The 21,435-nt window shown below is 71.5% G+C and carries 19 protein-coding genes and 1 tRNA gene; 13 read left to right on the forward strand and 7 right to left on the reverse strand.

The window, feature by feature from the left end:
* The first annotated feature begins 154 nt into the window (after nt 1-154).
* Nucleotides 155-856, forward strand: coding sequence for an SDR family oxidoreductase (locus ACSLTV_RS28880; protein WP_432133891.1), 702 nt, complete (start codon nt 155-157; stop codon nt 854-856).
* Between the two features lie 84 nt (nt 857-940).
* Here ACSLTV_RS28880 and ACSLTV_RS28885 read toward each other — a convergent pair whose 3' ends face one another.
* The 3 genes from ACSLTV_RS28885 to ACSLTV_RS28895 form a co-directional block, all read right to left on the reverse strand.
* Nucleotides 941-1,777 carry an aldo/keto reductase gene (locus ACSLTV_RS28885; RefSeq protein WP_432133892.1) on the reverse strand — a complete coding sequence of 279 codons (837 nt, stop codon included), beginning with the start codon at nt 1,775-1,777 and terminating at the stop codon, nt 941-943.
* Between the two features lie 191 nt (nt 1,778-1,968).
* On the reverse strand, nt 1,969-3,804 hold the full coding sequence (locus tag ACSLTV_RS28890; protein ID WP_435613150.1) for an AMP-dependent synthetase/ligase: 1,836 nt from the start codon (nt 3,802-3,804) through the stop codon (nt 1,969-1,971).
* A 353-nt stretch (nt 3,805-4,157) separates the two neighbouring features.
* Complete coding sequence (locus ACSLTV_RS28895; protein WP_432133894.1) at nt 4,158-5,021, reverse strand: LysR substrate-binding domain-containing protein; 864 nt, start codon at nt 5,019-5,021, stop codon at nt 4,158-4,160.
* A 141-nt stretch (nt 5,022-5,162) separates the two neighbouring features.
* Between ACSLTV_RS28895 and ACSLTV_RS28900 the strand changes: the two genes are divergently transcribed.
* Both ACSLTV_RS28900 and ACSLTV_RS28905 read left to right on the forward strand, forming a co-directional pair.
* The gene (locus ACSLTV_RS28900; protein ID WP_435613151.1) at nt 5,163-6,317 is read left to right on the forward strand and encodes a bile acid:sodium symporter family protein; all 1,155 of its coding nucleotides are present in this window, start codon (nt 5,163-5,165) and stop codon (nt 6,315-6,317) included.
* 244 nt (nt 6,318-6,561) lie between these two features.
* A complete protein-coding gene (locus ACSLTV_RS28905; protein WP_435613152.1) occupies nt 6,562-7,089 on the forward strand; it encodes an isochorismatase family protein in 528 nt (175 codons plus the stop codon).
* 99 nt (nt 7,090-7,188) lie between these two features.
* On the opposite strand, the gene fdhD is transcribed toward ACSLTV_RS28905, so the two are convergent.
* Nucleotides 7,189-8,037, reverse strand: a complete 849-nt coding sequence (gene fdhD / locus ACSLTV_RS28910) for a formate dehydrogenase accessory sulfurtransferase FdhD (protein ID WP_432158307.1) — start codon at nt 8,035-8,037, stop codon at nt 7,189-7,191.
* Between the two features lie 368 nt (nt 8,038-8,405).
* Here fdhD and ACSLTV_RS28915 point away from each other — a divergent pair, with 368 nt between their 5' ends.
* From ACSLTV_RS28915 to ACSLTV_RS28960, 10 genes are all read left to right on the forward strand, one after another.
* Nucleotides 8,406-9,353: a beta-ketoacyl-ACP synthase III gene (locus ACSLTV_RS28915; RefSeq protein ID WP_432133898.1), complete on the forward strand. Its 948-nt coding sequence runs from the start codon at nt 8,406-8,408 to the stop codon at nt 9,351-9,353.
* A 175-nt stretch (nt 9,354-9,528) separates the two neighbouring features.
* Nucleotides 9,529-10,203 (forward strand): GntR family transcriptional regulator, encoded by a 675-nt coding sequence (locus tag ACSLTV_RS28920; RefSeq protein ID WP_435613153.1) that lies wholly within the window; start codon nt 9,529-9,531, stop codon nt 10,201-10,203.
* Nucleotides 10,204-10,429: 226 nt separating this feature from the next.
* Nucleotides 10,430-10,514, forward strand: a tRNA-Leu gene (locus ACSLTV_RS28925).
* 391 nt (nt 10,515-10,905) lie between these two features.
* A complete protein-coding gene (locus ACSLTV_RS28930; protein WP_432133918.1) occupies nt 10,906-12,291 on the forward strand; it encodes an LCP family protein in 1,386 nt (461 codons plus the stop codon).
* A gap of 344 nt (nt 12,292-12,635) precedes the next feature.
* Nucleotides 12,636-13,832: an ATP-binding protein gene (locus ACSLTV_RS28935; RefSeq protein ID WP_435613154.1), complete on the forward strand. Its 1,197-nt coding sequence runs from the start codon at nt 12,636-12,638 to the stop codon at nt 13,830-13,832.
* Nucleotides 13,829-14,230, forward strand: coding sequence for a roadblock/LC7 domain-containing protein (locus ACSLTV_RS28940; RefSeq protein WP_432133920.1), 402 nt, complete (start codon nt 13,829-13,831; stop codon nt 14,228-14,230). Before ACSLTV_RS28935 ends, ACSLTV_RS28940 begins: the two co-directional genes overlap by 4 nt.
* The gene (locus ACSLTV_RS28945; protein ID WP_432133921.1) at nt 14,227-14,604 is read left to right on the forward strand and encodes a DUF742 domain-containing protein; all 378 of its coding nucleotides are present in this window, start codon (nt 14,227-14,229) and stop codon (nt 14,602-14,604) included. The genes ACSLTV_RS28940 and ACSLTV_RS28945 overlap by 4 nt, the downstream gene beginning before the upstream one ends.
* Nucleotides 14,579-15,172 (forward strand): GTP-binding protein, encoded by a 594-nt coding sequence (locus ACSLTV_RS28950; RefSeq protein ID WP_432133922.1) that lies wholly within the window; start codon nt 14,579-14,581, stop codon nt 15,170-15,172. Before ACSLTV_RS28945 ends, ACSLTV_RS28950 begins: the two co-directional genes overlap by 26 nt.
* A gap of 11 nt (nt 15,173-15,183) precedes the next feature.
* A complete protein-coding gene (locus ACSLTV_RS28955) occupies nt 15,184-16,527 on the forward strand; it encodes a cytochrome P450 (RefSeq protein ID WP_432158311.1) in 1,344 nt (447 codons plus the stop codon).
* Nucleotides 16,528-16,749: 222 nt separating this feature from the next.
* Nucleotides 16,750-17,889 (forward strand): tryptophan dimethylallyltransferase family protein, encoded by a 1,140-nt coding sequence (locus ACSLTV_RS28960; protein ID WP_435613155.1) that lies wholly within the window; start codon nt 16,750-16,752, stop codon nt 17,887-17,889.
* Between the two features lie 88 nt (nt 17,890-17,977).
* On the opposite strand, the gene ACSLTV_RS28965 is transcribed toward ACSLTV_RS28960, so the two are convergent.
* The 3 genes from ACSLTV_RS28965 to ACSLTV_RS28975 form a co-directional block, all read right to left on the reverse strand.
* Nucleotides 17,978-19,264: a flavin-containing monooxygenase gene (locus ACSLTV_RS28965; RefSeq protein WP_432133958.1), complete on the reverse strand. Its 1,287-nt coding sequence runs from the start codon at nt 19,262-19,264 to the stop codon at nt 17,978-17,980.
* A gap of 354 nt (nt 19,265-19,618) precedes the next feature.
* Entirely contained in the window at nt 19,619-20,311 is a 693-nt protein-coding gene (locus ACSLTV_RS28970) for a GntR family transcriptional regulator (RefSeq protein ID WP_432133925.1), read from the reverse strand.
* A 114-nt stretch (nt 20,312-20,425) separates the two neighbouring features.
* Nucleotides 20,426-21,427 (reverse strand): proline racemase family protein, encoded by a 1,002-nt coding sequence (locus ACSLTV_RS28975; RefSeq protein WP_432158313.1) that lies wholly within the window; start codon nt 21,425-21,427, stop codon nt 20,426-20,428.
* Nucleotides 21,428-21,435 lie beyond the last annotated feature (8 nt).

Raw genomic sequence — 21,435 nt, forward strand, 5'->3', positions numbered from 1 at the left:
AGGGGTGCAGGGGTGCAGGGGTGCCAGGGCTGCCACAGCTGACGGGGCTCCCTTGTGTCGTAGTCGTCAGCCGGGCCGTCAGCCGGGGTTGACCTGGAGAGCGCTCCAAGTGATGGACTCCCGTCGTCCGCACCACGCATATGGGGGTACACACATGAGCCACTCACCGGTCGCACTGATCACCGGCGGCGGCAGCGGTATCGGCGCCGCGGTGGCGCGGCGGTTGCTCGACGCCGGTCACCGGGTCACCGTCACCGGGCGTGGCGAGGAGCGGCTGCGCGCGTTCGCCGAGGACCTCGGCAAGCCCGACGGGCTGTTGACGATCGCCGGCAGCGCGTCCGACTACGGCCATGTACAGTCGGCGGTCGACCGTACACTGCACGCCTTCGGCCGACTGGACACCGTCGTCGCCAACGCCGGTGTCGCCACCCACGATTCGGTGGCCACCGGCGATCCGGCCGACTGGCCGGAGATGGTCCTCACCAACGTCCTGGGGCCCGCGCTGCTCGTCCGCGCCTCCGTCGAGGCGCTCAAGGAGACCCGGGGCCGGATCGTCCTGGTGGGCAGCGTCGCCGGTTTCGTCAACACGCCGGGCAACCTCTACGGGGCGACCAAGTGGGCGGTGACCGGCCTGGCCGAGAACACTCGCCGCGAGGTCACCGAGCACGGCGTCGGGGTGACCCTGATCGCACCCGGGCGGGTCGAGACCCCGTTCTGGGACGGCCGCGGCAGCCTCCCGCCCGGCCGCCTGCTGACGGCTGATCAGATCGCCGACTCGGTCGTCTGGGCCGTCCGGCAGCCCGACGGGGTCGACGTCAACACCGTCGTCGTACGCCCCCTCGGCCAGCCCAACTGACGGAGCGCGGAGGTGGCACACCGACGGGCCGGCGCAGAAGGCGTCGGCCCGTCGGGAAGGCGCGGCTCGGTCCGCGTCGAACGCTCAGCCCACGTCGAACGACGCCGGGTCCGGGCCGATGCGCCGGTCCTCGTTCAGCGCGCTGATCGCGGCGAGGTCCTCGTCGTCCAGGCTGAAGTCGAAGACGCTGATGTTCTCCGTGATGCGGGACGGCGTCACCGACTTGGGGATGACGACGTTGCCGACCTGGAGGTGCCAGCGCAGCACGACCTGGGCGGCGGTGCGACCGTGCTTCCGCGCGATGGCCACGATGGCCGGGACCTCCAGCAGGCCCTTGCCCTGGCCCAGCGGCGACCAGGCCTCGGTGGCGATGCCCTGCTCGGCGTGGTACTCGCGGGCCTCGTGCTGCTGCAGGTGGGGGTGGAGTTCGATCTGGTTGACCGCCGGAATGACCGACGTCTCGCCGATCAGCCGCTTCAGGTGCTCCGGCAGGAAGTTGGACACGCCGATCGCGCGGACCCGGCCGTCGGCGTGCAGCTTCTCCAGCGCCTTGTAGGTGTCGACGTAGCGGTCGCGCTGCGGGAGCGGCCAGTGGATCAGGTACAGGTCGACGTGGTCCAGCCCCAGCTTGGCCAGCGACGTGTCGAACGCGCGCAGCGTCGAGTCGTATCCCTGGTCGCTGTTCCAGAGCTTGGTCGTCACGAAGATGTCCTCGCGGGGCAGGCCCGAGGCGGCGATCGCCTTGCCGGTGCCTTCCTCGTTGCCGTAGATCGCCGCTGTGTCGATGCTGCGGTACCCGGCCTCCAGCGCGGTGGAGACCGCCCGCTCCGCCTCGTCGTCCGGCACCTGCCAGACGCCGTAGCCCAGCTGGGGCATCTCGACGCCGTTGTTGAGGATGATCGGGGGGACCTTGCTGCTCACGAGCTCTTGATCCTTCGGTTGTCCGTCAGGTGGTACTCACATCGTCAACGATCACGAGGCGCCGTGCATTCCTGATCACGCAATCCCGCTCGTGCGATTCGGCCGGGCCGCGGTTCCCGAACGAGCGGTGCCGCGCTCCCCGGACGAAGCGTGCCCCGGTCCGCGTCCCGGGGGCAGCCACCGCACCGGCCCTAGGAGCCCCGGGAGTGGTACAGGGCGTCCACCTCCTCGGCGTACGCCTTCTCTATGGCCTTGCGCTTCAGCTTCAGGGACGGGGTGAGCAGGCCCTGCTCCTCGGTGAAGGGCTGCGCCAGGATACGGAAGGTGCGGATCGACTCGGCCTGGGAGACCAACGTGTTCGCGGCCACCACGGCCCGGCGCACCTCGGTCTCCAGATCGGGGTCGTGGACCAGCTCGGCCGGTTCCATCCGGGGCTTGCCGCTCATGTGCAGCCAGTGTTCGACGGCCTCCTGGTCGAGGGTGACCAGGGCGGCGACGAAGGGCCGGTCGTTGCCGACGACGACACACTGGTTGACCAGAGGATGCTCACGCACCCGCTGCTCCAGCAGGCCCGGGGAGACGCTCTTGCCGCCGGAGGTGACCAGGATCTCCTTCTTGCGGCCGGTGATGGTCAGGAAGCCGTCCGCGTCGAGGCTGCCGAGGTCGCCGGTGGCCAGCCAGCCCTCGTGCAGGGTCTGGTCGGTGGCCTTGGGATCGTTGAGGTAGCCCTGGAAGACGTTGGCGCCGCGCAGCCAGACCTCCCCGTCGTCCGCGATGTGCACGGTCACGCCGGGAATGGGCCGGCCGACGGTGCCGTAGCGGGTGCGGCCGGGCGGGTTGGCGGTGGCCGCGGCCGTGGACTCGGTCAGGCCGTACCCCTCGTAGATCTGGACGCCCGCGCCGGCGAAGAACAGGCCCAGCCGGCGGTCCATGGCCGAACCCCCCGACATCGCCTGCCGCACCCGGCCGCCCATGGCAGCGCGCACCTTGGAGTAGACGACCTTGTCGAAGAACTGGTGCTGCACGCGCAGCCCCGCCGAGGGGCCGGGACCGATGCCCCACGCCTTCGCCTCCACGGCGTCCGCGTAGGCCACGGCGACCTCGACGGCCTTCTCGAACGGTCCGCTCCTGCCCTCCCGCTCCGCCCTGCGCCGAGCCGCCTCGAACACCTTCTCGAAGATGTAGGGGACGGCCAGGAAGAACGTCGGCCGGAACGCGGCCAGGTCGGGCAGCAGCGCCGCAGCGTTGAGCTGCGGCTGGTGACCGAAGCGGACCTGGCCGCGGACCGCGGCGACCTGCACCATCCGGCCGAAGACGTGCGCGAGCGGCAGGAACAGCAGGGTCGCCGCCTCGTCCCCCTTGCGGGAGCGGAACACCGGCTCCCAGCCGTGGATCACCGCGTCCGCCTCGTGCATGAAGTTGCCGTGGGTGAGCAGGCAGCCCTTCGGGCGGCCGGTGGTCCCGGAGGTGTAGATGACCGTGGCGACCGAGTCGGGCGTGACCGCCTCGCGGTGCCGGTCCACCACCTCGTCCTCCAGGTGGGCGCCCGCGTCGTACAGCTCCTGCACCGCGCCCTCGTCCAGTTGCCACAGCCGGCGCAACCGGGGCAGGCGGTCGATGACCGTGGCGATGGTCATCGCGTGGTCCTCGTGCTCGACGACCGCGGCCGTCACCTCGGCGTCGTACAGCATCCAGTAGCACTGCTCGGCCGACGACGTCGGGTACACGGGCACCACCTGTGCGCCGATCGTCCACAGGGCGAAGTCGAACAGGGTCCACTCGTAGCGGGTACGCGACATGAGCGCGACCCGGTCGCCGAACCGCACACCCTGGGCCAGCAGGCCCTTGGCCAGTGCCAGCACCTCGTCGCGGAATTCCGCGGCGGTCACATCGCGCCACCGGCCCGCTTCGTCCTTGCGGCCCAGCGCGATGTGGCTCGGGTCGCGCTCGGCGTGCTCGAAGACGACGTCGGCCAGGCCGCCCACCGGCGGCGCCGACGCCAACGGAGGATTGGTGAACTCGTGCAAACCCGGCTCCCCGCTCTCTGGCCGCAGCGCCGTGAAAGCTACCCCACCGCGGCAGGGCGCGTCAGGGGGCGCGAAGGCGAGCGGTGCCGTCGTCGGTGCAGGTCAGGGGTGACTATATGGGCCCACATGGGGAAGGGTCGGACAGAAAACTGACCATTCAGTAAGTTTCGGTGCCGTGATCTCCACCGAATCCCCGTATCCCGCACACGCGTTCAGCGGGCGGGCTCACGGGCCTCGACCGTCACTTGCCTCAGCGTCCGGCGGACCGATTCCGTCACGCGGGGAGCGGGGAGCGGGGAGCGGGGAGCGGGCGGGCGGAAGGAGAGGGCGGGGTAGGGGCAGGGCGGGCGCGCCTACCGCCGGTGGAGCCGATCGCCGCCCGCCAGGATCGCCGCCGCGAGGGCGTCCGCCGCGTCCTGCGCGGTCGTCCGGCGTCGGCCGTGCACCAGCACGAAGTCGACCCGGCCGAGTTCCGGCAGACCGGCCCGGTCGGGTACGCGGACGAGACCGGGCGGGATCAGGCCGCGCGAGTGGGCCATCACGCCGAGACCGGCTCGGGCCGCCGCGATCAGCCCGTTGAGGCTGGTGCTGGTGCACACGATCCGCCACGGCCGGCCCTGCCGCTCCAGCGCCTCCAGCGCGAGCGCGCGGGTGATGCCGGGCGGCGGGAAGACGATCAGCGGCACGGGGCGTTCCGGATCCAGGCGCAGCCGGTCCGTGCCGATCCAGACGAGGCGGTCGTGCCAGACCGGTTCGCCGCGCGGGTCCTCGGGGCGCCGCTTGGCGAGGACCAGGTCGAGCTTTCCGGCCGCGAGCCGCTCGTGCAGGGTGCCGGACAGTTCCACCGTCAGTTCGAGGTCGACCTCCGGGTGCTCGTAGCGGAAGCTCTCCAGGATCTCGGGCAGCCGGGTCAGGACGAAGTCCTCCGAGGCGCCGAACCGCAGCCGGCCGCGCACCCGTGTGCCGGTGAAGTAGGCCGTCGCCTGTTCGTGGACCTCCAGGATCCGGCGAGCGAAGCCGAGCATGGCTTCGCCGTCCTCCGTGAGCCGGACGGAGTGGGTGTCCCGGCTGAACAGCGTCCGCCCGGCCGCGTCCTCCAGCCGCCGTACGTGCTGGCTGACCGTCGACTGGCGCAGTCCCAGCCGCCGCGCCGCCTGCGTGAAACTCAGCGTCTGCGCCACCGCGAGGAAGGTTCGCAGATGGGAGGGGTCATACATACCGCATACGGTAGCCGGTCATCACGCATCATGATGACAGTCAGAGCGGTATGACGGATTCCCGATCACCCCGAAGGGGAGGACCATGAGGAAGGGGAACCCTCCCCGGAGTACAGCGCCCGGACCAGCAAGTGGAGCACCGTGAGACGCCTGAAGTGGCCGAGCCGGCTGCCGATCGACCCGTACATCGTGCTGCTGCTCGGTACGGTCGGTCTGGCGGCCCTCCTTCCGGCGCGGGGTACGGCGGCCGACGTGGCCTCGGGGGCCTCCACGGTGGCGATCGCGCTCCTCTTCTTCCTCTACGGCGTCCGCCTGTCCACCCGTGAGGCGCTGGACGGCCTCCGGCACTGGCGTCTGCACGTCACCGTCCTGGCCTGCACCTTCGTCGTCTTCCCCGCGCTCGGTCTGGCGGCCCGGGGCCTGGTACCGGTCCTCTTGACCCAGCCCCTCTACCAGGGGCTGCTCTTCCTGACCCTCGTGCCGTCCACCATCCAGTCGTCGATCGCCTTCACCTCGATCGCCCGTGGGAACGTTCCCGCCGCGATCTGCGCCGGTTCCTTCTCCTCCCTCGTCGGCATCGTGATCACCCCACTGCTGGCGGCCGCCCTGCTCGGCGACGACGGGGGCGGCTTCTCGGCCGACTCGCTGGTCGAGATCGTGCTGCAACTGCTGACGCCGTTCCTGGCGGGGCAGGTGCTGCGCCGGTGGATCGGGGCCTACGTCGCGCGTCACCGCAAGGTGCTCGGCTACGTGGACCGCGGCTCGATCCTTCTCGTCGTGTACACGGCGTTCAGCGAGGGCATGGTGAAGGGCATCTGGCATCAGGTCAGCCCTCTCCGGCTCGGCGGGCTGCTGGTCGTCGAGGCGGTGCTGCTCGCCGTGATGCTGACCCTGACCTGGTACGGCGCCAAGGCGCTGCGCTTCGACCGGCAGGACCGCGTGACCATCCAGTTCGCGGGGTCGAAGAAGTCGCTCGCCGCCGGGCTGCCCATGGCCGGCGTGCTGTTCGGCGCGCAGGCCTCGCTCGCCGTGCTGCCGCTGATGCTCTTCCACCAGATGCAGCTCATGGTCTGCGCCGTCATCGCCAAGCGGCGCTCCCGTGACCCGCTGCCCGGTCCGGAGGACCGGACGGGCGAGGCCCACGATCCTGGGGCCGCCCGGCAAGACGCCGATGACTCGGCGCGGCAGGCCGGATCGCGCACCGAGGCCGGCGGCGGTGCGACCGCCGAGGCCGGCGACGGGGCGACCGCCGAGACACAGTCGGGTGCCGACACCCGCGCGGCGCGCTCGCGCTGAGGCCGTAGGCGAGCCGCCACGGTTCCCCGCCGCCCGCCGCCCGCCGCCCGCCGCCGTACAAGGTCCGCCGCGGCCCCCGAGCACTCGGGTCCACGGACCGGGCCGGGCTGGGCCGGCCCTCGTCATCGGACCGGGCCGGCCCTCGTCCCGCTCGCCTCGCTCGACCCCGCGGAACATGACCGGTTCATACGCCTGTTGAGCAGGATTTCCGGTACGGAGGGCTGATGGCGGATAACGTTCCGTCATGACCGCACCTCTCGCACTGGATCCCGCGCGCACCGCCCTCGTTCTCGTCGATCTCATGGACCGCATCGTCGCGTTGCCCCTGGAGCCCCGTAAGGGCACCGAAGCCCTGTGTGTCGCAGAGGAGCTGGCGACCGCGTTCCGTTCGGCCGGCGCCCCCGTCGTCCTGGTCCGGGTCGAACGCCCCGGTGCCGCGCAGCAACCGCCGGGCAGCGGCCTGGTCCAGGGACTGCTGCACGACGGCGACCTGGAGATCGTGAAGCGGACCCTCGGGGCGTTCCAGGCGACCGGCCTCGACGACGCACTGCGCAGGCGGGGGGTGGCCACCCTGGTGTTCGGCGGCATCGCCACCAACCTCGGCGTCGAGTCGACCGCCCGCGCCGCCGCCGACCTCGGCTACGAGCTCGTCTTCGTCGAGGACGCCATGGCCGCCTTCACCGAGGCCGAGCACCGGGCGTCGGTGACGCTCGACTTCCCCCGGCTGGGCTCGGTGGTCGGGTCGGCCCGGGTGACGTTCGCCGGGCAGTGACGTCAGGGCCGCCGGTGGAGCCGGCAGGGTGTGGACCGGGCGGCGCAGGGCGCTGGTGCCCGTCGCGGCGCTGCCCGCCGGCCGGTACACGGACACCGGTCAGCCCTGAGCGGCCGCCGTTCGCAGCGCGAGCCGGTGTTCACCCGCGTACACGTTCATGGAACCGCCCCGCAGGAAGCCCACCAGCGTCAGTCCGCTCTCCGCCGCCAGGTCCACGGCCAGCGAGGAAGGCGCCGACACCGCCGCCAGCACCGGGACGCCCGCCATCACGGCCTTCTGCGCCAGCTCGAAGGAGGCGCGGCCGGAGACCAGCAGGATGGTGCGGGACAAGGGCAGCTCGCCGTTCTGCAGGGCGCGGCCGACCAGCTTGTCGACCGCGTTGTGCCGCCCGACGTCCTCACGCACGTCCAGCAGCCCGCCGTCCTCGGAGAACAGGGCCGCCGCGTGCAGCCCTCCGGTGCGGTCGAAGACCCGCTGGGCGGCGCGCAGCCGGTCGGGGAGTTCCGCGAGCAGGTCGGAGCCGATCCGCAGCGGCGGTGTGTCGGCCAGGGACCAGTGCGCCGTCGTGCGGACCGCGTCCAGGCTGGCCTTTCCGCACAGCCCGCACGAGGACGTGGTGTAGACGTTGCGTTCGAGGGTGAAGTCGGGGAGCCGCACGCCGGGGGCGGTCGTCACGTCCACGACGTTGTAGGTGTTCGAGCCGTCGACCGTCGCCCCGGCGCAGTAGACGATGTTCAGTACATCGGATGCGGTCGCCAGCACACCCTCGCTGACCAGGAAGCCGGCGGCCAGCGCGAAGTCGTCGCCCGGCGTCCGCATGGTGATCGCGAGCGACCTGCCGTTGAGCCGTATCTCCAGCGGCTCCTCGGCCACGAGGGTGTCCGGCCGGGTGGACACCACGCCGTCCCGGACCCGGATCACCTTGCGCCGTTCCGTGACACGTCCCATGTTCTGATCAGCCCCGGTTCTGTACGTGCTGGTGGCCCGGACGGCCCTTTGATACGAGAAGCGCCGCGGGCCGCCGGGCCGACGGCGCGGCGAGGTGACCTCGGCGACCCCATTGTCCTGCACATGGAGCGTGCGAGCGCGGCCCGCTCCACGGTACGCACATCTGCGGTCGTCCTTCCGTGTCGGTCACCGACGCGTCCCGGGTACCCGGACGGGCGCATGTTTGTCCGCCGTTCGGGTGTCCGAGACCCTGAGGGAAGCCGACAACCCGCGCGCCCGATTCCTGTCGCTTCACCTGCCCTCGTACCCGTGAGTCACTGATCAGACTGGTGGATCCCGCAGATCCAGGCAACGAGGGGGACCACCCAATGAACGGCTCGCGCATCGTCGCCGTCGGCCACTACCAGCCCGCCAAGGTGCTCACCAACGAGGACCTGACGGCCAGGGTCGACACCAGCGACGAGTGGATCAGGTCACGGGTGGGCATCCGGACCCGGCACATCGCCGGGCCCGACGAGCCCGTCGACGAGCTCGCCGCGCACGCCGCCGCCAAGGCGCTGGCGACGGCCGGGCTCGCCCCCGACGACATCGACCTGGTGCTCGTGGCGACCTCGACGGCCGTCGACCGCTCACCCAACACCGCCGCCCGGGTCGCCGCCCGGCTGGGCGTGCCGCGGCCGGCGGCGATGGACGTCAACGTCGTGTGCGCCGGGTTCACCCACGCCCTGGCCACCGCCGACCACACCCTGCGCGCCGGTGCCGCGCGCCGCGCGCTGGTGGTCGGCGCCGACAAGATGTCCGACGTCACCGACTGGACCGACCGCACCACCTGCGTGCTCGTCGGTGACGGTGCGGGGGCCGCCGTCGTCGAGGGCTGTGCGGACGGCGCCGAGCCGGGTATCGGGCCGGTGCTGTGGGGGTCGGTGCCGGAGATGGGGCACGCGGTGCGCATCGAGGGCCAGCCGGCGCGGTTCGCGCAGGAGGGGCAGAGCGTGTACCGGTGGGCCACCCAGCAGCTGCCGCCCCTGGCGCGGCAGGCCTGTGAGCGGGCGGGGCTCGCCCCGGCGGATCTCGCCGCGGTGGTGCTGCACCAGGCGAACCTGCGCATCATCGAACCCCTCGCGGAGAAGCTGGGGGCGGTCAACGCGGTGGTCGCCCGGGATGTCACCGATTCGGGTAACACCTCTGCGGCCAGCATTCCGCTCGCGCTGTCCAAGCTGGTGGAGCGGGGTGCGATCTCCGGCGGCGACCCGGTGCTGCTGTTCGGTTTCGGCGGCAACCTGTCGTACGCCGGGCAGGTCGTACGGTGTCCGTGACGGGGTCGGCCGGCGGGGCGCGGTGAGGCGAGGGCCGGGCGGTGTGCCGATCCCGACGGCCCCCGGCCCGGCTACCGGGAGCCGCGGACCGTAGACGAAAGACACTCGATACTGGCTCCTCACCGGTCACGGCCGACACGGACGGGGCGTGGGGCAGCCCAGGAGGGGGACCGCGATGTTGTCGACAGGACTTCCGCAGGGCGCGGTGCCCCGGCTCGAACGGCCGGGGCCGCTGCGCGACCGCGTCTACGAGGCGCTGCTCGAACTGATCACCACCCGTGCCCTCCAGCCCGGCCAGCACCTCGTGGAGAGCGAACTCGCCAACCACCTCGGGGTCTCCCGCCAACCGGTGCGCGAGGCACTGCAGCGGCTGAACACCGAGGGCTGGGTGGACCTGCGCCCCGCCCAGGGCGCCTTCGTGCACGAGCCGACGGACGAGGAGGCCGACCAACTCCTCACCGTGCGGGCCCTGCTGGAGGCGGAGGCCGCCCGGCTCGCCGCCGCCCACTCGGACGAGGACGGCATCGACGCCCTCGAACGGATCGTGCACCTGGGTCTCGCGGCCGTCGACGACGATGACGTGGCGGCCGCGGTCGCCCTCAACGCCCGTTTCCACGCCACGGTGATGGAACTCGCCGGCAACGCGGTGCTCGCCGAACTCGCCGCCCAGGTCGACCGGCGGGTGCGCTGGTACTACACGCCGGTGGCCCGACAGCGGGGCCGCCAGTCCTGGATCGAGCACGAGGAGCTGGTCACGGCGATCCTCAACCGCGACGAGCAGGAGGCCACCCGGCTGATGCGCGAGCACACCGAGTACACCCGGCGTTCGTACCAAGCCCGGCCGAGGTGACTCCGGCCCCCGCACCGGCAATCGAGGGCTCCCGGAGATCCCGGGGCCGGTCCCGACCCCGTTCCCCGAGTGAGCGGGCGATCACCCGTCGTGATGATCGGCGGCGCCCCGGTCCCACGTCCCCGCACGGCGTCCTGCCTGCGGATACGCAGGTGAAACGTGCTCCGAAACCTTGGTATTGTTGTCCGTGTCGCCGCGGGGAGCACCCCGGGGCGGCAGGCACCTGGTCCGGGTGGCGGAATGGCAGACGCGCTAGCTTGAGGTGCTAGTGCCCTTTATCGGGCGTGGGGGTTCAAGTCCCCCCTCGGACACTTCACATCGCATCGTCGGGGCGTTCACGAGATCGCCCCCTCGTTCATCACCGCGGGCGGATCGAGCCGGTCTCGATCCGCCCGCGGTGTTCCCGTGCCCTCCTTCGGTGTCCCCTTCCCGTCCTCCGTCGCGGTCGCCCCGCCGCCGGCCGTGTCACCGCCGGGGCCGGACCGACGCTCACCGGAGCGTGAGGCCACTGTGTCAATCCGTGACGAAATCGCGTATTCGTGCGACAAGGGCAACCGATGGGGCTCATCGGTGGTCTGAGCACGATGAGACGTTCGGGACTTCCGAACGTACGTCTACTGGAGCAGAGTTCGGCCGGCGTGAATCGTGCCGGAGCGGCGACGCGGCGTACCGCGCGACGGCCGAGCGGAGGGGCGAGCGAGGGTGGGCGGAACGGGCAGGCGCAGGGCGGCCAGGGCCGGTACGCGGGGCGGCGGCCTGACGCGGCGGGGCCGGATCCTCGCCTGGGGCGCGGGCGTGACCGGCGTGGTCGTCCTGGGCGTGGGCGGGGTGGGCGCCTGGATCTACCAGGACCTCAACAACAACATCACGTCCGCCGACGTCGACGACAAGCTCGGCGAGGACCGCCCCGAGAAGATCAGCCCCGGCTCCAAGAACATCCTGGTGGTCGGCTCCGACAGCCGTGACGGCGCCAACGCCAAGTACGGCAGGAACCTCACCACGATGCAGTCGGACACGCTGATGCTGCTGCACATACCCGCCGACCGGGAGTGGGCGGCCGTGGTGTCCTTCCCGCGTGACTCCTGGGTGCAGATCCCCGCCTGCCGGAAGGGCGACGGCGGAACCTCCACCCCGCACCACTTCAAGATCAACGAAGCGTTCGCGATCGGCGGCAGCACCGGCGAGGTGGCCTCGGCAGCCGCCTGCACCATCAAGACCGTGGAAGCCAACACCGGACTGCGTGTCGACCACTTCATGTCGGTCGACTTCCAGGGCTTCAAGGGAATGGTCGACGCCCTGGGCGGCATCGAGGTCTGCCCCGAGCAGGCCATCCACTCGGAGAAGGCGCGTCTCGACCTGGAGCCGGGCTGTCAGACCGTGCGCGGTGAACAGGCGCTCGGCTACGTGCGGGTCCGCTACGGCGTCGGGGACGGCTCCGACACCGGACGCATCAACCGCCAGCAGGAGTTCATGGACTCCCTCGCCAAGAAGGCGAAGTCCAAGCTGACCAACGCCAAGGCGATGTACGACTTCCTGCAGGCGGCCACCAAGTCGCTGACCACCGACCCCGACCTGGCCGGACTGCAGCCGGTCACCGGCCTCGCCAACGAGCTCAAGGGCATCCCCGGCGACCGGCTCGCGTTCGTCACCGTGCCCAGCTACCCGCGCGAGGCGGACAAGCCCAGCGACCGGGCCAACGTGGTGTGGCAGTACCCGGAGGCCGTCGACCTGTTCACCGCCCTGGCCCATGACCGGGAGGTGGACAAGGACCGGCTCAAGGCCCAGGCGAAGAACCCGCTGTACGCCTCCCGCGTGCGGGTGCGGGTCCTCAACGGCACCGGCGTCCCCGGGCGGGCCAAGGCCGTCGCCGACAAGCTGACCGCCGCCGGCTTCACGGTTGTCGGCACGGGCAACGCCCCCCAGGACGCGGGCAGTACGACGGTCGGGTACCCGTCCGGCCTGGAGCGGCAGGGCCGGGCCGTCGCCACCTGGCTGCCGAAGGCGACCGCGGCACAGGACCCCCAGGCCGCCGCCGGAGTGGTCACCCTCGTCATCGGCAAGGACCTCGATCCGCGGGCGCTGCGCTGAGCCGCAGCCGCAGCCGCAGCCGTAGCCCCGCGTCGCGCGCGTGCCGTACGTCTGGATCGGTGCCTGATGGGTGCGGAAGCCCGTTTATCGGTTGGCTTGTCGCGGTGACGCCTGACAGTTGCCTGACTGTCCGTCAATGTTCAACCAGGGGCGCTTATTGGCGGTCCGGTGACCGCTTCCGGCGATGATACGATCACGCTCGCTTGTAGAGCGGGCGGATGGGTGCGGGACATCCCCGACTACGGGGACGGTCCGGGCGGTTGACCCCGGTGCGGGCGGTCCGCCGGTCCACCCGCGTTGACGGGAATTCAGCAACTGGCCGTCAGTCGCCTGAAGAGAGTCTTATGACGCATTACATACCGGACCCGGTGGCGTGGGTTCTCTTTGTCGCCGTCGTCGCCGCCGTCGCCCTGATCGTTCGCCAGCGCAGGGCGGCACGCACGTCAAGGCAGGAGATCGCAGGACTCAAGGCCCACTACTCCGAACTGGAGCACGAGTACGCGCAGTCCGTCGCCGCGGCCCAGGAGCGCGCCGAGGAGGCCACGAAGACCGTCCTGAAGTCGGCGATGCGCACCCTGCAGGGTCTCGCCGCCGAACAGCAGCTGATCGTCTCCCGGCTGCAGACCAAGTACGGCGAGTCGGTCATCCTCCAGGACCTGCTGGAGATCGACCACACCAACTCGCAGTTCGGCCGCCGCGCCCAGTCCATCGCGGTGCTGTGCGACGGCTGGCTCGGCCGGCAGCGCGACATCGCCTCCGTGTACGACGTGGTGCGCAGCGCCCAGGGCAGGATCCGCCATTACCGGCGGGTGGAGATCCTCTCCCAGGTGGACTTCGGCATCACCAGCCGCGCGGTGGAGCCCGTGGCGCTCGCGCTGGCCGAACTCCTCGACAATGCCACCAGCTATTCCAGCCCCGACACGGTCGTCGAAATCAATATCCGCACCGTGCCCAAGGGAATCTGCATCGTCGTCGACGACGCCGGCGTCGGCATGAACGACGAGGAACGCGCCCGCGCCGAGAAACTCCTCTCCAGCGAGCGTGTCTCGGGCGTGTCCGGTCTCGGCAACCCGCCGCAGTTCGGTTTCGCCGTGATCGGTGTGCTGGCCGAGCGCTTCGGCTTCGAGGTCTCCGTCGACTCCACCTCCCCCTACGGCGGCGTCCGCGCCGTCCTGCTGCTGCCGCACGACCTGCTCACCAACGCCCCCGAGCAGAAGGAGCCCGCGCCGGTCGTGACCAACGTCTCCGCCGCTCCGGTGCACGCCGGCGGCCCCGAGCCCGCACCGGCCGCCGTCACCACCGCCGACGGCCTGCCCAAGCGGCGCCGCAAGCGGCCGATGGCGGTCGTTCCGAACACCCCCACCGCCGCGCCCGCCCCCGCACCGGCCGTCGGCGGGACCCGCCGCACGGGCGCGGAATCGGCGGCGATCATGGGCGCCTTCCAGCGCGGCACCCAGTCGGGCCGCGCGATCCAGGACGGCCCGGCGGACCAGACGAGCAGTACACGTGGTGCGAGCAGTGAAGGGCATGAGGTCTCGTGAACGACGATCTGTCATGGATGCTTGACAGCGCCCTGGAGATTCCCGGGGCCCTGCACGCGGTCCTGATCTCCGCCGACGGCCTGTTGATGGCCCGGACGAAGGACTTCGGCAAGGACAACGCCGACCGGGTGGCCGCCGCGATGAGCGGTGTGCAGTCACTCAGCCGCTCGCTCGGGTTCTTCTGCGAGGACCCCGGCCACCGCTGGCGGCAGACGCTCGTCGAGTTCGACGGCGGCTGGGTCTTCCTGATCTCCGCGGGCGAGGGCGCCTACCTCGGCGTGTCGGCCTCCCCGGACGTCGACATGCAGGACATCACCTTCCGTATGCAGCAGCTCGTCGGCCAGCTCGGCAAGGCACTCACCACGCCGCCGCGCGAGAACCTCGGCGTGCGCTCATGACCGGGTACGGCCAACTGGAACCCCAGACGCCGGAGTTAGTGCGACCGTACGTCATCACCAAGGGGCGTGGGCTGCCCGACGAGGAACAGCTCTCCCTGATCACCCTGGTCACGGCGGCGGAGGACCACCAGCAGCGGCCCACCCGCCTGTCGCCGGAGGAACAGAACCTGCTGGAGCTGTGTTCGGCCGGCTACCTGTCGGTGGCCGAGATCGCCGGGCACACCCATCTGCCGCTCGGCGTGGTGAAGATCCTCCTCGCCGCTCTCACCGAGGGCGGCTACCTCATCACCCGCCCGCCCGTGCAGCGGGCCCCCCTCGCCGACCGGGAGATCCTGGAGGAGGTGCTGAATGGTCTCAGGGCCAAGTTTGGATGAGGCCGCGTACGTACGCGCCGGTGAGAGCCAGACCGCCGTGAAGATCCTCGTGGTGGGCCACTTCGCGGTGGGCAAGACCACGTTCATCGGGGCGATCTCGGAGATCGAGCCGCTGTCCACCGAGGAGACGATGACCCGGGCCGCCGAGGCGGTCGACGACCTCAAGGGCGTTCAGGGCAAGACCACCACCACGGTGGCCATGGACTTCGGCCGGCTCACCATCAGTGACCGCGTCGTGCTCTACCTGTTCGGCACGCCCGGCCAGCAGCGGTTCGTCCAGATGTGGGAGGACATGGCCCGCGGCGCGCTCGGCGCGCTGGTCCTCGTCGACCCCGAGCGGCTCGCCGACTCCTTCGCCGTGATCGACCTGATCGAACAGTACGGGCTCGACTACGCCATCGCCGTCAACCACTTCGACGGCGCCCCGCTGCGCGACGAGACCGCCCTGCGTGAGGCGCTCGACCTCCTCGACGACACCCCCGTCGTCACCTGCGACGCGCGCGACGAGAGGTCCTCGGCCGAAGCGCTCATCACCCTCGTCCGCCATCTGCAGGAACGTGCCCACTAGTAGGAGCAACCATGGACGCCCATTCCACCCCCGTGCCCCCGCCCGGGTGTCCCGCGCACCACACCGGCGCCCGAGTGCCGCTGTACGGACCCGAGTTCGCCGCCGACCCGCAGGCCTACTACGCCTACCTGCGGCACTACGGCCCCACCGCGCCGGTGGAACTGGCACCCGGCGTGGAGGCCACCCTCGTCACGGACTACCAGGCCGCCCTGCACCTGCTGCAGGACTCCGCCTCGTTCCGCAAGGACGCGCGCCGCTGGCGGGACCTCAACGAGGGGAAGATCGCCCCCGACAGTCCGGTCGCACCCGTCCTGGCGTACCGGCCCAACGCCATGTTCAGTGACGGCGCCGAACACCTCAGGCTCCGCCAGGCGATAGCGGACAGCATGGCCAAGGTGGACGGCCGCCGGGTCAGCCAGGCCACCGAGCGCGCCTCCGACTTCCTCATCTCCCAGTTCAGCGCGCGCGGTTCGGCCGACCTGCTGAACGACTACGCCAAGCAGCTGCCGCTGTTCGTCTTCAACGAGCTGTACGGCTGTCCGGCCGACATCGGCGACCGTGTGGTCTTCGGCATCACCAACATGTTCGACGGCGTCAACGCCGAGCGGGCGATGGGCGTGCTGTTCCAGGCGGCCGGCGAGCTGGTGGCGCTCAAGCGGTCCCGGCCCGGCGAGGACGTCACCAGCTGGCTGATGCAGCATCCGGCGAAACTGACGGACGAGGAGATGGTCCACCAGCTGGCCCTTCTGATGGTGGGCGGCAACGAGCCGCTGCGCAACCTCATCGGCAACACCCTCCACCGGCTGCTCACCCACGACGCGTACGCCAACCAGGGCGGCCTGATCGACGAGGCGATCGACGACACGCTGTGGGAGAACCCGCCCATGTCGAACCTGGCGCCGCACTACCCGGTCGCCGACATGGAGTTCGCCGGCACCGAACTGCGCGCCGGCGACCTGGTGCTGGTCAGCTTCGCCGCCGCCAACACCGGACCGGCACTGACCGCCGCCCGTCAGGCCGGCAGCAACCGGGCACACCTGGCCTGGAGCGCGGGCCCGCACGCCTGCCCCTCCAAGGAGCCCGCCCGGCAGATCACGGTGACCGCCATCGAGAACCTTCTCAACAAGCTCCCCGACGTCGAACTCGCCGTCCCGGCCGACAGCCTGACCTGGCGCCCCGGCCCCTTCAACCGCGGTCTGGCCACCCTGCCCGCCCGGTTCACCCCGGTGCAGACCGTGCGACGTCCGGCCCAGCAGGCCCGTACCGAGGCGGTGTCGCAGCAGGAGTCCGCGGCCGGCCGGAAGGCGGAACGCAGTGGCGTGTGGAGCCAGTTCCTCAACTGGCTGACGAGGTGATTCACACAACACCCCCCAACTCGTCACGACCGCATGACATTTCAACCGTCGGGGTAGTGAGGAACGCGTCAATCCGTGTTGCTCACGAGACGAAGGAGGTGTCGTGGATCTCCTGGCCATCGACGCCGTTCACATACCGGGACACAGAGTCGTGCGCCCCCTGATACCCGCCGAGGACGGCGGGTATCTTCGTGTCAGCCGCGCATCGTGGCGGGAGGAGCGGTGACTCCCTTCCGTCACGGCGCGCCGGCCGTTCCCGACGCGGACACCCTCGGCGGCCACACCACCCGCCAACTGCTGCGGCTGTGCGAGGTCGTGGGTCTGGGCGACGACGACGCCTCGGTCTACGCGCGCACACTGCTGCGGTCGCTGGGCCCGGTGGCCGGCCGTCCGCTGGACCTGCCGCCCGCCACGCCCAGCTTCCTCTCCGATGACCACACGCCGGTGGAGTTCTCGCTGTCCTTCGTGCCGGACGCCGCCCCGACCCTGCGGGTGCTGCTGGAGCCGGGGTGCGGCGCAGGCACCCTGGCCCAGAACGGCCGTACGGGCCTGGAGTTCCTCCGTGACGCGGCGCGCCGCTGGGACTTCGCCACCGACCGGCTCGACGAGCTGACGGACCTCTTCTTCCCGGAAAAGCCCGAGGGACCCCTGGCGCTGTGGCTGGCCCTGGAGCTGAGGCCCGGCGGGGTGCCCCAGGTCAAGGCCTACCTGAACCCCGCGGCCGCCGGCGACGACCGGTCCGCCGCCACGATGCGCGAGGCGCTGCACCGGCTCGGCCACCGGTCGGCGTTCGAGGTGCTGCCCGAGGGCGACCGGCATCTGTTCCTCGCCCTGGACCTCGGTGACTGGGAGGAGCCGCGGGCCAAGGTCTACCTCGCCCACCACGACATGTCGGCGCCGGAGGCGGGCCTGCTGTGCCGTATGCCGGGCGGTCCGTCGCCCGAGGACATCGAGGCGGTCTTCCGCGTGGCGGGCGGCCTCGACACGGGGGACGGGGCGGACGGCCGGCTCTCGCGCCGTCCGGTGCAGTCCTGCCACGCCTTCACCGAGACGTCGACCGCCCTGCCGAGCGGCTTCACCCTCTACGTTCCGGTCCGGGACTACGCCGCGCACGACGGCGAGGCGCTGGCCCGCGCCACCGCCCTGCTCGACCGGTACGGCATGGACACCGGACCGCTGCGCGGGGCGGTGTCCGCGCTGACCCGGCGGCGGCTGGAGGACGGAGTGGGTCTCATCGCCTATCTGTCCGTCGCCCACCAGTCGGGGCGTCCGCCCCGGGCGACGGTGTACCTGTCGTCGGAGGCCTACCAGGTGCGGCCGCCGGCTCTGGCGTCGCTCGGTGAGCCCGCGGCAGCGCACTGAGGTCCGCAGGTGCCCGCCGCCCGCGGATCCGGTGCGGCCGGTCGCGCGGGGCTCCGCGTCCCACGAGGACGCGGAGCCCCGCGGCGCGTCACTCCGCCCGCAGCTCCCGCAGGTACGGTGCCACGTTGACCTGGAGGGAAGCGCCCTCGCGGTCGCCGTACTGACCGGCGATCCCGCTCAGGTGGGCGCTGATCTCCTTGTGCATGACCGCCGGCTCGGGCAGCACCGCCTCGCCCGTGGCGATCCGCGTGACCCAGCGTGCCTGGGCCTCCACGAGCCGGGTGATCGAACCGTGCGGGCGCACCAGACCGACGAAGGACAGCCCCGGACGGTCGGGCGCCACCACCCGCTTGTACAGCTCGACCGAACCCCCGGGACCGAGGGGGCAGCCGTCGGGCAGGAAGGGGTAGGCCATGCGGTAGCCCGTGCAGTAGACGATGGCGTCGGCGCGTTCGCGGGTGCCGTCGGTGAAGACCACCCGGTCGCCCTCGACGGCGTGGACGGCGGGCTTGGGCACGACGCCACCGTGCCGGATGCGGCTGAGGATCTCGTCCGAGAGTGTGACCGCGGAGGCGAAGACCGGGTGGTCCGGCTCGGGCAGCCCGTAGTCGGAGAGCCTGCCCCGGGCGACCAGGAGGGCCTGTTCGAGGAATTGGCGCTGCTCGGGCAGCGACATCGCCGTCCACCAGGGTGCCTCGGCGACCTCGTCCAGGGGTATGCCGAAGAGCTGCTTGGGCAGGATGTGCAGGCCCCGGCGCACCGACAGCAGGGTCCGCGCGGCGTGCCGGGACAGGTCGGTGGCGATGTCGACCGCCGAGGCGCCCAGACCCACGACGACGACGTGCTGTCCCTCGTGGTCGGCGCCGTCGCGGTAGTCGTAGGCGTGGAGGATCGTTCCGTCGAAGGTGTCGGCGCCCTGGGGCGGGGCGGGCATCACGGGCTCGGTGTTGTGGCCGGAGGCGACCACGACCTGGGTGAAGGTGCGCGTGGTGCGTGCGCCCCGGGCGTCCTGGCTGACCACCGTCCAGGTACCGTCCGGTCGCTGCCGCACGGATTCCACCGTGGTCTCCAGCTCGATGTGGTCCAGCAGCCCGGCCCACTCGGCGTAGGAGCGCAGATAGGCGGCCATCTGGCGGTGGCTGGGGTAGACCGGGTAGGACGCCGGCATCGGGAAGTCGGCGAACCCGGTGAGTTCCTTGGTGGAGTTGAGGTGGAGGGAGAGATAGCCCGGGCCGGGCTCACCGGCCTCGGGGCGGCGCCAGATGCCGCCGACGCCGGGTGACCGCTCCAGGCACACGAAGTCGACACCCCCGCTCTTGAGGGCTCGGGCCGTCGCGAGCCCCGACAGACCCGCACCGATGAGACACACCCTCACGGTTTCCCCCACAGGAACGACACCTTCCTTCCGTGCACGCGCATTGACTGCCCATCCACCACTCTTCTCACACCAGCGACAAGGATCACAGACGGGCGGTCTTGCGTCGGCATCGGGGCGGTGACAGAGGGGGCCTGACCGGCGGATTCCTCGCGTCGGTCGGTCCCGCGGAGCGAACTGACGGGAGGTTGCCACGGCGCGGACCGCCGGGCGGTCCGGACGGGCGGACCTGCCGGACGGAGGGACCCGCCGGACGTACGGGCTGAACGGACGTGCCGGACGCACGGACTTGCCGAACGGACGTGCCGGACGGTCGGCACACGCCGCTGTGCCGGGCCCGACCCGGGGACGTCGTCAGCCGGTACCGGCCCAGAGGCCCCGCACGTGCCCGAGGTGACGCGTCATCACCTCGCGCACGGCGCGCTCGTCCCGGGCGAGCAGGGCGTCGAGGAGTTCCAAGTGTTCCTCGGCGGAGGCGAGCAGCCGGCCCGAGGCGGCGAGCGCGGTCAGCCCGTACAGGCGGGCACGGCCGCGCAGGTCGCGGACCACCTCGACCAGGTGGGCATTGCCGGCGAGGGCCAGCAGCCCGAGGTGGAAGCGGGTGTCCGCCTCCACGTACGCGATGAGGTCGCCCGCGACGGCCGCACCGACGATCTCCCGGGCGGCCGGCCGCAACGCCTCCAGCGAGACCGGGTCGGCGCCGGCCGCGAGCGCCACCACCGTCGGGATCTCGATCAGCGCCCGTACCTGGGTGTACTCGTCGAGCTGCCGGTCGGAGACCTCGGTGACCCGGAAACCCTTGTTGGGCACCGCGTCGACCAGCCCCTCCTTGGCGAGGTCGAGCATCGCCTCACGCACCGGGGTCGCGGAGACCCCGAACCGGGTGGCCAGCGCGGGCGCCGAGTACACCTGGCCCGGCCGTAGTTCGCCCGCGATCAGCGCGGCACGCAGCGCGTCGGCGACCTTCTCCCGGTAGCTGCGGCGGCGACCGCCCAGCCGGGGGAGCGCGGGTGCGGCGGACGGGGGGCCGCCGGGCCGGCCGGTCATGAGGTCTCCATCGGGGTCCTGGGGTGCCATGTCACGCATCACTCAAGCACAGGGCGCCGTCGGTGTCGCTCCCGGTGTCCCCTTCGGTGTCCGCTCCGGGTATCGGCTCGCCCGTCACAGGACGAATCCCGCCGGGAACGGGTCCGTCGGGTCCAGCAGGTACTGGGCGGTCCCCGTGATCCAGGCGCGGCCGGTGAAGCTGGGCAGCACGGCCGGCCGGCCGGCGACCTCGGTGGTGTCCAGGAGCCGGCCCGTGAACCGGGTCCCGATGAAGGACTCGTTCACGAACTCGGTGTGCAGGGGCAGTTCACCGCGTGCGTGCAGCTGCGCCATGCGCGCGCTGGTGCCCGTACCGCACGGCGAGCGGTCGAACCAGCCGGGGTGGATCGCCATCGCGTGACGGGAGTGACGCGCGGTGGAGCCGGGTGCGACGAGGTGGACGTGGTGGCAGCCGCGGATCGACGGATCCTCCGGATGCACCGGCTCCTCCTGCGAGTTGATCGCCGCCATCAGTGCGAGCCCGGCCCGCAGGATGTCGTCCTTGCGGGCGCGGTCGAAGGGCAGCCCGAACCGGTCCAGCGGCAGGATGGCGTAGAAGTTGCCGCCGTAGGCGAGGTCGTAGGTGACCGGCCGCCCGTCGGCGAGCGTGACGGTGCGGTCCAGGGCCACGGAGAAGGAGGGGACGTTGCGCAGGGTGACCGCCCTGGCGGCACCGTCCTCGACCGCGACCTCGGCGACCACGAGCCCGGCAGGGGTGTCCAGGCGGACCGTGGTGACCGGTTCGACGACCTCGACCATGCCCGTTTCCACCAGGACCGTCGCCACCCCGATGGTGCCGTGCCCGCACATCGGCAGGTAGCCGGACACCTCGATGTAGACGACGCCCCAGTCGCAGTCCGGACGGGCCGGCGGCTGCAGGATCGCGCCGCTCATCGCGGAGTGGCCACGCGGCTCGTTCATCAGCAACCGCCTGACCTGGTCCCGGTGTTCGCGGAAGTACAGCCGCCGCTCGTTCATCGTCGCGCCCGGGATGGTGCCGATCCCGCCGGTGATCACCCGGGTGGGCATCCCCTCCGTGTGCGAGTCGACGGCGTGCAGGACCGTTCTGCTGCGCATCTCGTGGC

Source organism: Streptomyces sp. bgisy159, assembly GCF_965341775.1.
Taxonomy (GTDB): Bacteria; Actinomycetota; Actinomycetes; order Streptomycetales; family Streptomycetaceae; genus Streptomyces.